This window comes from Vibrio methylphosphonaticus, assembly GCF_023634655.1.
Taxonomy (GTDB): Bacteria; Pseudomonadota; Gammaproteobacteria; order Enterobacterales; family Vibrionaceae; genus Vibrio; species Vibrio methylphosphonaticus.
The window spans coordinates 88,666-100,856 of the sequence record NZ_JAMKMS010000017.1 but is presented as its reverse complement, the minus strand read 5'-3'; the positions used below and the strand labels follow the sequence as shown (position 1 = coordinate 100,856).

Genomic DNA, 12,191 nt, shown 5'->3' with positions numbered 1-12,191 from the left:
CACCAAAAGACGTTGTGGTTAAGAACAACACGCTAGTGAACAACACACAAGGTATCTTTGCGAGTAATGCAATTCACCGCGTTAGTTTAACCAACGATGAACGTGTTGAAACAATCTTCCCAGCTGTTAATACGCTATTTGAAAACAACCTATCTATCGCGACTGAAGAAGGTACAAACGCCTTCCGACAATTTGAGGGTGAAAAATTCCAGATGGTTGGATCTAAGTTTGTTAACAATATCTTCTATGGTCAAATCGAAGGCTTAGACCAATTGCCTGAGGGTGTTTCTACAGATACACCTGCAATGGAGCGTGACGAGCAAGGTCTATTGAAAGCGGTTGGTACAGTAGGTGCGTCTAACCTAACGGTACTGAATGAAGAAATGGTTGGTTCAAGTATCGTTATCAACTAATCGTTATCAACTAATCGATTCCATCTATTATGTCTGGTTCGTTCAGCAACCTATTCGCTGAACGAACCTAATTCTTGTTCCCTGTTGCCTTTCCATATAATCAGTTAATCGCACACCTAGACGCTTGCACATACGCAAACGTTTAGCTCAACCAGCCATTCCAAAGTAACCCCGAATCAATTCTTTTAGTCAAAACTGACTATTTCCAGTGCCGTTCTGCAAATTTACTAGCTAGAATACGCGCAACCCACTCCTCCCATCCTACGGATAAGGAATGCCATGGGCAGTGCGGATAAAGACCCTGTTGAACTGGTGCGCTATGTTCAGGTTCAAATCATTGGCTTACGCACCTTTGCTCGCGCAAAAAATGAGATGAAACCGGTTGAAAAGTTAATCGATGATTTCTTTGTGAGCGGCCCTTTTCGGTAGTCAGTTGAATGACAAACAAGATCAATAAAGCCCAACGCTCGTTGGGCTTTATGCTAAAAATGACACGTATTCTATGTTTCTTTAATTACGCCTCAAGACACTTTTACTTCACCTGCCAGATGTATGGGTATAGAAAAGCAAACCGCCCGATGTAGAACAATGTAAATGCTAATCAAAGGCCGTGATTACCCACTATCGGTACAGCAACAAAAGCAGTGATAAGGAAGACCACTAAAGTCATCGCCGTCGAGTTACGCACTGGGCGCGTTGTGCCTGTTCCGGTATAGCCTAACGCTTTTAAAAAGTATTCTTTTTTCTTTTTTCTTTTTTCTTAAGAGTGCTTTAAATAGAATTAGAGCAACAACCAACTGGACTCAAACAACGGTAGCTGGATGAAACTCAAAACCATCAGGTGTCACCAAGTAACAGTCCATGCCACCAGCATGAGCGGCTTGCAAGCCCAACATCGTATCTTCAAATACTATGCAAAACTTCGACTCCACTTTCATTAACTGAGCGGCACGTAAAAACGTATCCGGATTAGGTTTATGCTGTTCAACATCATCAGAAGATACCAAACAATCGAAATGTTCGAGCAACCCTGCGTAATTAAGTAAACGTTTCGCAGACTCTCTCATGCTGCCCGTTCCTATCGCCATCGGCTTACGCCCTAAGTACGCATTCATCACACTTAGCGTGTGTTGGATTGGATTAGCGGTTATAGGCATAGCTTTAAAGGTTTCTAACTTAAAGTCGGCGACAGTTTGCGGCTTAAGGTCTATTCCAGCTTGTTGTAGTACGACTGCCGCAATTTTTGCACTGGGCATACCGCCCATCGAATGAATCCATTGCTTGTCAAAAGGTAAACTAAAATGTTCAGCCGTTAGTCGCCACGCTTCTAAATGAGTGGGCATAGTATCAAGTAGAGTGCCATCCATATCAAAAATGATCGCCTCGTAGTGTTCTAAATTTAGCACTTGGTATCCTCTCGCTCTCTCATCTTTATATTAAGGTCTGATTTCGTCACCCGATTAGCTCGCCATTATTTCTTTACAATCACTTGTTCGTATTCAGAAATTTCTTTGACAAATGACGACGGCGAGGACTGGTAGGTCACCCATACTTTTTTCTTAGCGCGTGTCAAAGCGACATAGAACAATCTTCTTTCTTCGGCATGGGGAAAGGTATCAGTTGTTGCTGTCAACGCATTATTGAGGTGGATGTACTTGCGCTTAGCAGGAAACTGTCCTTCATCCACATTAACCAATATCACGTAGTCGGCTTCTTTACCCTTGCTGCTATGACACGTCATAAATTCTAAAGACAAATTGGCAAACTGTTTTTGCCAATCCAAGAATAATTCTGGTCGATGATAATGGTTTCGACCCAACAATAGCACTGATGCGTTAGTCTTAGCTTTGCTGTTCAAATCGTCCAATATTTTTTCTATTCGACTCGCATTGTCTACTATGACTGATTTTTGTTTCACCACTCGGTGGCTATTCAACGCTTTTTCCAATTGATTCGGGTTCTCTTGGATAAAAGTATTGGCAACATCACCGAGCATATTGTTAAAGCGATACGTAGTGTCGAGTTGATGAACAGAAGCATTTGGGAATCGTTGAGAAAACCCCGTGGTCAAATCGACATCAGCACCAGTAAATTGATAAATAGACTGCCAGTCATCCCCTACCGCAAACAACGTCGCGTTCTCACCTCCTGCCGATGACTGCTCACACAATCCTTGAATTAATGCTAAGCGATCTGGGGAGATATCCTGATATTCATCCACCATGATATATTTCCATGCTGATGAGAAACGTTTGCTCTCAACCAATTTCGTTGCCTGCGTGATCATAGACGTAAAATCTATTTGGTCTTGTTCTTTTAGCATTTTTTGCCACGCTTGGTAACATGGCCAGCAAAGCATCAACTCACTATTAAGTCGTGCATAGTCTTCGTTGTCGACAATTTGCTCTTGAATCGCTTTCTTAGTTAAGCTCGATGAAACGAGCTGATCAAGTTGCTGCTCCAACCAAGCGATAAGCTTAGGGTTTTCTGATTGGCTGCCTAACTCTTCATCCCCTTTAAGATAGGCGATGGGCCAACGAGAAAGGTGTTTTTGCCATCGCTTATAATTGGTCGGTGTCATCCAGTGTTTTTTCAGCCAATCAACACACCACGCATTTTTCTGTGCTTTTTCAGTGGCTAATGGAGTCAGTGAAGTTGACGTTTTTTCAGATTGCTTCAGAAGCTTTAGGCCTAACTGGTGGAATGTCAGTACAGCGATACTGTCAGCCGTTTGGCCTAATTTAGCGTTGAGACGTTGTTTCATTTCATTCGCAGCATCACGACCAAATGCGACCAGTAATATCTGCTCTGGTTGAGCAAGGTGACTTTGTAGTAAGTAACTCACGCGCGCCATCAGCACACTCGTTTTACCTGAGCCTGCTCCAGCTAACACCAAGTTATGATCATTGTTGTGCAGTACCGCTAATTGTTGCGAATGGTTTAAAGGTGAAGACTCCGACTGGGCGAACAACACTTGCCAGTTTTCGCACTCATTCTCAAGCCAAGCCTGATTTCTCGACTGTAACGTATCACTCGTACTATCAAGCCACGGTAATAGCGCATTCACTCTTTTGGGCATTCGCCTAATGGCTTCACTCAGTGACATGTTCATGTCAAGAAACTGAGTGTTCACTGAGTGTTTCCATTGTTCAACACTTGAATAGGGCAAAAAACGCGGCAAGGAACTAAGACGTCTTAGCTCATCTTCCCATTTTGGTAACTGTTCACTGAGTAATCGGCATTGATTATCATGCCAACATTGGTAGCAAGAGACCGCATATTTAGCAAAGTCTTGGGCTTTGACCCAGGGCAGCCCCTGCACCACCCAGCATAACTGACGAGCGTCGCTTTCATGAGAAAAAACAGTAATAGATGACCAGAATACACCACGCTTTACGCTCAGTTTGCCTGACCATTCACTGTATGGGATCCTTACTTCGGCTCGTGCCGAGTGCAGTGTAAGACTATGTTCATCAAGTTCAATAGAACGAAATTCATGTTGCGTAAAAATTTCAGCCGTTGGCGACGCGGTTAAATGCATGTGACTCATAATTCGTAAACAGATAAAACAACCATTAGTCTACTCCATCAATTGGTGAATACCATCTAAGTTTCTGTCAAAAATGTGAAAGCCAATTTAAATTCAAAAGTAATGACGTGACTGGATAAACGTATAATTTAGTTGGTTTACTTTACCCTTTGCCCGTGAATTGATGGTTCTTTAGCATTAACGTAATGATGCAGACTTTGTGTTACTCACAGATTTCTACGCAAAAGAAGGTAAAAGCAATGTAACTGTTGCCAAGAGCAAGGCGATGAGATGAGCAAGATCAATAGCTCGTCAACTCATCGACGATGGAGGTAACAGTGAACGTACTTTCTGATAGAATGACGTTTTGATTTAATGTAGCCATTCTCGTGAGTATATTCCGTCAACTTCGTCTTCAATGGGCTAATAAAACCTTTAACTACAGCATACTAATGCTAATCACCCTACTAGGCGTCGTCATACCCGCGTGGTACTTCGACAAAGACTCATGGGTTACGCCTTTAATTCTAGGTGTCATTGCCGCGGCACTGGCTGAAAGTGATGATAGTTTTGTTGGTCGGATAAAGGCCATCACCTTGACCTTTATTTGCTTTGCTATCGCTGCGTTTTCTATTGAATTTTTGTTCAATACGCCTTGGGCGTTCGCAGTCGGGCTATTTTGTTCAACCTTTATATTTATCATGCTAGGGGCACTAGGTGCTAGATATGCGAGCATTGCTTTTGGATCGCTTCTGATCGCTATCTACGCGATGCTTGGCGCGCATGAAAGCACTAACTTATGGTTCCAGCCGCTTCTATTGTTAACGGGAGCAGCATGGTACTACCTGATATCGATGATATGGAATGTTTTTTGGCCGCTTCAACCGGTTCAACAAAGTCTTGCTAATGTCTTCAAAGATCTTTCCCTCTATCTCGACGCTAAACGTGGACTGTTCCACCCTACATTTGATTTAGTTCCGCAACCGTATCGCCTGGATGAAGCAAAGTTTAACGCTAAAACCGTCAACGCGCTCAATGCCTGTAAGGCGACATTACTCAATCGCTCCCGCAAGGGGCATGTAGATGGTCCAAGCGACCGATTTTTAAGAGTCTACCTCATCGCTCAAGATATTCACGAACGGGTCAGCTCTAGTCATTCAAGGTATCAAGAGCTATCGGCGCAATTTGGACGAACCGATGTGTTATTTCGTTTCAAGCATGTACTCGAGACCCAAGCTCAAGCCTGCCAAGATGTCGCCTTAGCTATCAAACTAGGTAAACAATACGACCATAATGATCGTTCTATCAAGGCACTGGTTGAATTACAAGATTCGATCGATTACTTGAACGTGCACCCGGACAAAGCACAATTCTCATCCTTACCTCAGTTAAACTACCTACTTAATAATTTAGCCACCGTTGAAAAGCTACTCAGTAACGTCAGTAACCCTGATAGCGGCATCGCAGATGAAACGATTCTGGACGATACCAATCCCCATACGTTATCTGCGATGTGGGCAAAACTGAAAACCAACCTCAACAGTGAATCGATGCTCTTTCGACATGCAGTGCGACTTTCCCTCGCGCTAACATTAGGTTATGGCATCATCCAATTTTTCGATATCGAACGCGGGTATTGGATCTTGCTAACAACGCTATTTGTGTGTCAGCCCAACTACAGTGCAACACGCAAAAAACTCTCTGCTCGAGTGGCAGGTACGCTCGTGGGTTTGCTTATTGGCGTTCCCCTTTTGACCTTCTTCCCTTCTCAGGAGAGTCAACTGCTACTTATCGTGTTGTCCGGAGTGATGTTTTTTGCATTCCGTATCAACAACTATGGCTATGCGACCGGTTTTATTACCGTGTTGGTTCTACTTTGTTTCCACCAACTTGGCGAGGGTTATGCGGTCGTCCTTCCTAGATTAATGGATACTCTAGTAGGCTGCGGACTTGCCGTTGCCGCGGTGTATTTTATTTTACCTGATTGGGAGTCACGAAAACTGCATAAAGTGATGTCGGATGCGATCCACTGCAACCGTCAATATTTGATGCAAATCATCGGACAGTATCGAGTTGGCAAAAAAAATGACCTAAGCTATCGAATTGCTCGTCGACAGGCGCACAATGCTGACGCCCACTTAACCAATGCCATATCAAATATGCTCGCTGAACCTGGGCGCTATCAACTCGCGACAGATGAGAGCTTTCGGTTTCTTACATTAAACCATGCACTACTGAGTTATGTGTCTGCGCTAGGCGCACACCGCCAGCGATTGGAAGATGAGTCTATTCACCAATTGGTGTTAGAAGCTCACCGAACCATCAATAATCACCTTGAACAGCTAGAGCATCAATTGGCTACCTACTCTGAGGACTGTAGCTTTTCCACTGTTGATCAATTTGATATCCATCGACGTCTAACCGAATGGAGAGATGAAGATGATCGTTCCGCTCGCATGGTATTGCAACAACTCCATCTTATCTATCGGATGTTGCCAGAACTTCATATATTGGCTAACACTTTTTCTAAACTTGAAGATGCCAACAAAAAAACGATCAGTTTAAATCAATAGCACTCTAATACGCTGATATATCGATAGATTACCTCTAAACAAACCAACAAACCCTTTTCCCATAAGGGTTTGTTGACTAACATTCTCACCTATTGTTAAAAATATGCTTACATTTCTCGGACAAATCTTGACCACACACTCTATAAATTAGTGGTTAAATAATTAATGATAATTATCGATGAAAGGATCTCATCCAGATTTACTCGACATACCGTTAACAGGTGACCCAATGACTCATCAACAATTTGAACGATTAAAAGAACAGCTAAAATTGCTTTCTCCTCAGCAACTTAAAACACTAAAAAGTGAGATTTCTCATCAGTTAGAACCAAGTACTCACTCCTTACTTAACGATGACGAAATGAACGTACTGGCACAGCTGTTCCGCTAAACCTAATGCATTGTGAGATGAATGAGCGTTAAATTTGTTTAAAAGTATTTCTAATTACTAGAGAAAACAACGGTAAATCAACGACAAGGTAATAGTATCTCCATTTGACGATAGGATATGACTTGTATCTTATGCTGAGCTAAGTAGAATTCTCCCAAACTGTTCTACTACGACTGAAATGCCCAAAATTAACCTACATAAACGAGACTATCTTGACAACATTGCGCAAGATGACGCGTTGATAGAGTTAGAGACTAAACTCACTCCCAAAATGCACTCGCCAACTTCACGCATTAATCGCAGCCCTAACCTGACAAAGCGACATGTCGATTATCGCTGGGGTAAGCTCGATAATGACTCTGCAAGAGCTCAACTTTTCGATCCTCATACAGAAGCTCAAATGGATGAGTACAATAAAAATATTGAATTTTTTATTGGTACTCTGAAGATGCCAGTTGGCACTGCTGGACCAATGAGAGTTAATGGCTTGTTCGCGCAAGGCGACTACCAAGTTCCACTCGCAACCACTGAAGCCGCATTAGTTGCGTCATATAACCGTGGAGCAAACCTTATTACTGCGAGCGGCGGGGCTAGCGCTATGTTGCTCAATGAAGGAGTGACTCGTACGCCTGGTTTTGCATTTCGTTCTCTAATTGAAGCCGGTCAATTTGTTGCTTGGGTTGTCACGCAGTTCGATGACTTCAAAATCTTGGCGGAATCCACTACCTCGCACGGGAAGCTCATCGACATCAATGTCAACATTGAAGGCAACCATGTCTATCTAGTGTTCGAGTATCTAACCGGCGATGCATCAGGCCAAAATATGGTGACTATCGCCACTAACTGCGTCTTTGAGTTTATTCTTAAACACTCGCCTATTGATCCTGAATTTGCGTTTCTCGATGCGAATCTTTCTGGTGACAAAAAAGCCAACTCGCAGTCTTTAAGAAGTGTCCGTGGTAAAAAAGTCACCGCTGAAGTCACAATATCCGCGGCGCTTATTGAAAAATATCTGCATACCACACCGAAAAAAATGACTGAGTTCGGGCAAATGACTACTGTAGGCGGTGCGTTAAGCGGCACTATCGGTATAAATGCACACTACGCAAATGCACTTGCCGCTCTTTATATTGCGTGCGGCCAAGATGCCGCTTGTGTCGCTGAATCTGCTATTGGTATGACTCGAATGGAAGTCACCGAACACGGCGACTTGTACGCCAGCGTTACATTGCCGAACATAATGGTCGGTACTGTTGGTGGTGGAACAAGTTTACCAAGCCAAAAAGCGTGTTTAGACCTATTAGGTTTACATGGCACAGGTAAGTCCCAAGCTCTTGCAGAAGTAACGGCGGTGCTTTGCCTTGCTGGTGAACTATCTATTGTCGGGGCATTTTGTGCAGGTCACTTTTCCCAAGCACATCATAAACTCGCTCGCTAGTAGTATTTATCCCCCGTTAGATCACGACAGACTGACGGGGGAGATACTATCATTTTCCTTATTCACAGCGAATTACGCGGCAATCATCAACTCGCGTTAATTCATGCGCTGCCAGTCGAATAATGATGTTCTTTAAAGTGCCTAAGCGCTTGGTTAAGCGAATTTTCTTTAATCGGTTTTACTATTACATAATCAGCGCCTGCAGCCATGAATGCCTCCCTTGTCGAGTCTAAATTATCTGCCGTACAAGCGTAAATAGGGGTGTTGATTTCGTGGCTTAGCTTAACTTCTTTCGTTATCTCTATCCCCGAGGTAGAAGGCAACTGATTGTCCATTAAAATCAAATCGAAAGGCATACTGTTCAACAATTCGAACGCTTCGTGTCCATCCCTTGCCCAATACACATGCATTCCATATTTCTCACAGAAGGCTTTAGCAATAAAAGCGTTAGTATGATTGTCTTCTACTAAGAGCACTGCCAAACTTTTATCAAACAAATCAAACTCTATTGTTGGTTCAATAACTTGCTGTTCACTTTTTTGTTCGGTAATAAGTGTGACTGGAAGCTCAACAGTAAATCGAGTCCCTTTTCCAAGACCGCTTTCTAATAAAATCTCACCGTCTAGTAAGTGTACTAAGTGCTTAACGATCGCGAGCCCTAGCCCACTTCCCCCATATTCACGAATGGGTGTAGCTTCAGACTGAACAAAAGGGTCGAATATTAACGATATTTGATCTTCTGAAATGCCAATACCAGAGTCTTCAACAATTATACTCAACATATTAGATTGTTCTTGAAAGGCTGGGACTAACAAGAAGGACACTTTAACCATGCCCTCGTGGGTAAATTTGATAGCATTACTAACCAAATTAAATAATATTTGGTTCAATCTCACTTGGTCAGTATTAACCACAGCATTGTCATCGAGCTGATTATTAATAACAAAATCAACCCCTTTTCCTAAGCACAGTGGACTGTAGATACCATTGAGAGCAGTCGTAATTTCGCTAAACTTAAAATTATGCTTTTCTACATTAAAACTGCCGTTCTCTATCTTCGCAAAATCGAGAACATCATTAAGAACAGCAAGTAGATGTTCACCGCTTTGACACAACACATCAATCTTTTCTTGATAACTGCCGTTTTTACTTTCTTGCTTAAGCAATTGCGAGATGCCCAATATGCCGTTTAACGGTGTTCGAATTTCATGACTCATTTTTGCTAAAAAGTCAGTTCTCGCCTTAGCCGCTGATTCCGCTTCTTTGCGCGCTTTTTTACTTTGGCGTTCTGCTTCAATCAACACGGTGATGTCCTGACCTTGGGCAAGCACAAGCGTTTTTACGCCATTAGGCTGTATAGCAGACAGGTTCCAGCGGAAAACTTTCTCTCCGATGGGGACGTTTATTCCAGTCAGTGTTGCCCCAAGATTGGCGTTTTGTACGTGTATTTTCATTAATTGAACGAACGCTAAATAACTATCGCCTTCTTGACTATTTGAGTCAGACGCCAACCCTAGTGCTTTCTTTCCCGCAGGGTTAATTCGCATTATTGTTGAATTGTCAGACCAAACAATTATAGGTGACAATGAAAAATTAAAGAGGTCCTGAAATAATTTAGTTTGTTCTGATAGTTGTTCAAATGTGTCATTCAACGTTAGACCGATATGATTAAACTCATAGATCGGCGACCCGGTGAATTTTATAAATTCACCTTCATTGGCTGAAACTTTGGTATAGGACATAAGTTTAGCGAGTTCGATACTCACTTTTTTATTTAGCCATTTACGTGTAACAAATGAAACCGAGACAATGACCGCCAAAGACAGCGACAACCACATAAGATAAGTGTTACGCAACACAAGGATATTATGGTTACGTTGAATAGAATAAATTTTCAATTCGTGTTTATTCAGGCCAACAGACAGATTAGTTTCAGTGATAAGTAACTTACCAAAATCTTTTGTCCCTCGTTGTATCATTTCCAGTATTGAAAGATGAGTATAACTATCTTCAGAAGAAATAGTCGAAGCAACAAAGCGGTCATCAAACTTTAGCAATACGTCATCACTATTACTGCCGCTCATGATGCTAGATAATAAATCTGCGTTGTCATTTAAAACGATTCCGACAAAAACAAAGCCAAGAACTTCACCTGACTCGCTGTTTATAATCGGGGTTCTACGAACTAAAATAAACAACTCACCCAACTGCGAATCAACCCTGACCGCATTCCAGCTATTATGCGCACCTACTTGAGCAAGAATATCTTGCAAGCTATGGTCTTCAAGACCATAGAAAAGCGCGTTACCATCGTCCCAAATAATATCTGATAGATGGGTGATAAAACGAAAGTCAGGTGAATGGACAGGCTCTAGGTTATCTTCCCTTAAGAAAAAATAATCAAGCGAGCGACTGTCATAGTTTTCAAAAAAACTCTCGACGGTATCACTTTTAGCGTTACTGTCCTGAAGCACTTTTAATGATGCTAAACGGTAATCAAAATAGTTACGTACCAGACTACTCGTCTGCCGAGACGTTCTCTGTACTTCTTCTCGCACGAGATCTCGACTTAAATTCCAGCTTTGTAGCAACATCCCTATCGTGAAAACCCCAATGACCCAAACCACAATTCGGGTAATTAGCGTCGCGAGCGTTTTACGACTGTTAAAATCCTTCAACTGCATGTTTATTTATCTGAGTAACGAAACGCTTGAGCTTTCAATTGCTCAATCTTCATAGCTGAATCATTACTGGTAACAAGCTCAAAATCCCCTGAATATACAGTTGGAACAGCCTTACCTTCCAAATCCCACTTTATCGCTTCTGCCATGGCAATCCCCGTATCGTCATTCATTCGCATAACCGTTACGTCTAAATCGCCATTTTTGATTGCTTCTAACTCAGCAGATCCACCGCCCCAACCATTGATTACCACGTCACCTCGATCGAGCTCGTTAATTGCGTCAACCGCCCCCAGTGCTACATCGGTGGCACAGGCGTAAATAAATTTAATTTCTGGGTGTTCAGATAACGTATCAAGCGTGGCTTTGTATCCGCTTTCTTTATTCGCTTTTGTGTAATAAGAGGAGGCTAAGCGATACCTGTTCGCATCATTCATATTTTGAATGAACGTGGCACCTCTGGCATCGCTCACGTATCCTTCCGAAAAATACAACACGGAATAAGCGCTAGCATCAGGAACGGCCTTTTTAAAGTAATCAGCTAAGACATTGCTGCCGGTTACATGGTCAAAACCCACATACATAAAGGGCTGGGTGTCAGCCCAATCTTTAACGGGTGTTGTTATATTCTGTAGTATTAATTTGGTGTCGGTCGAATTGAGGACATGCTCGACAAATTTACGGTGGCGTGTCGTGTCCAGAGTAAACACTAGATATCCAGATTTGTTTTTGACCGCTTCCATTAAAGAAACACTTTGCTGACGAATATCAACATTGGGTCTAGTGAAAACTTGGTTAATTTCATAATCAATGCCCAACTCATCCATACGAGATTCAAAGGCTTTAATATTACGGACCCAATAATCAGAAACTTGTTGTCCAGGATACACAACCGAGATTGTCACAGGTTCTTTTTGTTTGGTTGTTAGCGGAATGGCTGGGCCTCTAACAGTTTGTGTTAACGATTTGGTTAGTTGGCCTTGTTTTGGAAACTCGTTCAGAAATTCACTGTACTCCCAATAACCGGGAAGGGATTCGCTCGACAATGCAGGCGATGAGCAGGAAATAATCAGTATTTTTGTAAGCAGAGAAAACGTCTTTTTCATAGTAATTATCACGTTGGCGTTTTTAACAATTGTATACAAAACTCCTGCATTCAGCCAGTA

At 42.4% G+C, this 12,191-nt stretch carries 8 protein-coding genes and 2 pseudogenes; 5 read left to right on the top strand and 5 right to left on the bottom strand.

What is annotated here, in order from left to right; translation table 11 throughout:
* Both M9196_RS18410 and M9196_RS18405 read left to right on the top strand, forming a co-directional pair.
* Positions 1-413, top strand: a pseudogene (locus tag M9196_RS18410) (polysaccharide lyase 6 family protein); the annotation flags it as partial.
* A 279-nt stretch (positions 414-692) separates the two neighbouring features.
* Complete coding sequence (locus M9196_RS18405; protein ID WP_250618968.1) at positions 693-842, top strand: hypothetical protein; 150 nt, start codon at positions 693-695, stop codon at positions 840-842.
* A gap of 103 nt (positions 843-945) precedes the next feature.
* Here M9196_RS18405 and M9196_RS23645 read toward each other — a convergent pair.
* From M9196_RS23645 to helD, 3 genes and pseudogenes are all read right to left on the bottom strand, one after another.
* Positions 946-1,128, bottom strand: a pseudogene (locus M9196_RS23645) (MATE family efflux transporter); the annotation flags it as partial.
* Positions 1,129-1,216: 88 nt separating this feature from the next.
* A complete protein-coding gene (locus M9196_RS18400; RefSeq protein ID WP_319946368.1) occupies positions 1,217-1,819 on the bottom strand; it encodes a beta-phosphoglucomutase family hydrolase in 603 nt (200 codons plus the stop codon).
* A gap of 65 nt (positions 1,820-1,884) precedes the next feature.
* Positions 1,885-3,954: a DNA helicase IV gene (gene helD / locus M9196_RS18395; protein ID WP_250618967.1), complete on the bottom strand. Its 2,070-nt coding sequence runs from the start codon at positions 3,952-3,954 to the stop codon at positions 1,885-1,887.
* A 377-nt stretch (positions 3,955-4,331) separates the two neighbouring features.
* Here helD and yccS point away from each other — a divergent pair, with 377 nt between their 5' ends.
* From yccS to M9196_RS18380, 3 genes are all read left to right on the top strand, one after another.
* A complete protein-coding gene (yccS, locus tag M9196_RS18390) occupies positions 4,332-6,515 on the top strand; it encodes a YccS family putative transporter (protein ID WP_250618966.1) in 2,184 nt (727 codons plus the stop codon).
* Positions 6,516-6,693: 178 nt separating this feature from the next.
* Entirely contained in the window at positions 6,694-6,906 is a 213-nt protein-coding gene (locus M9196_RS18385) for a hypothetical protein (RefSeq protein ID WP_250618973.1), read from the top strand.
* Between the two features lie 178 nt (positions 6,907-7,084).
* Positions 7,085-8,344, top strand: a complete 1,260-nt coding sequence (locus tag M9196_RS18380; protein WP_250618965.1) for a hydroxymethylglutaryl-CoA reductase — start codon at positions 7,085-7,087, stop codon at positions 8,342-8,344.
* A 101-nt stretch (positions 8,345-8,445) separates the two neighbouring features.
* Here M9196_RS18380 and luxQ read toward each other — a convergent pair whose 3' ends face one another.
* Both luxQ and M9196_RS18370 read right to left on the bottom strand, forming a co-directional pair.
* A complete protein-coding gene (gene luxQ / locus M9196_RS18375; protein WP_250618964.1) occupies positions 8,446-11,028 on the bottom strand; it encodes a quorum-sensing autoinducer 2 sensor kinase/phosphatase LuxQ in 2,583 nt (860 codons plus the stop codon).
* A 2-nt stretch (positions 11,029-11,030) separates the two neighbouring features.
* Positions 11,031-12,131, bottom strand: a complete 1,101-nt coding sequence (locus M9196_RS18370; protein WP_250618963.1) for an autoinducer 2-binding periplasmic protein LuxP — start codon at positions 12,129-12,131, stop codon at positions 11,031-11,033.
* Positions 12,132-12,191: the final 60 nt, after the last annotated feature.

Coding starts and splice junctions, on each gene's coding strand:
- M9196_RS18405 (WP_250618968.1), top strand. CDS start 693: ATGGGCAGTGCGGATAAAGACCCTGTTGAACTGGTGCGCTATGTTCAG.
- helD (WP_250618967.1), bottom strand. CDS start 3,954: ATGCATTTAACCGCGTCGCCAACGGCTGAAATTTTTACGCAACATGAA.
- M9196_RS18385 (WP_250618973.1), top strand. CDS start 6,694: ATGAAAGGATCTCATCCAGATTTACTCGACATACCGTTAACAGGTGAC.
- M9196_RS18380 (WP_250618965.1), top strand. CDS start 7,085: ATGCCCAAAATTAACCTACATAAACGAGACTATCTTGACAACATTGCG.
- luxQ (WP_250618964.1), bottom strand. CDS start 11,028: ATGCAGTTGAAGGATTTTAACAGTCGTAAAACGCTCGCGACGCTAATT.
- M9196_RS18370 (WP_250618963.1), bottom strand. CDS start 12,131: ATGAAAAAGACGTTTTCTCTGCTTACAAAAATACTGATTATTTCCTGC.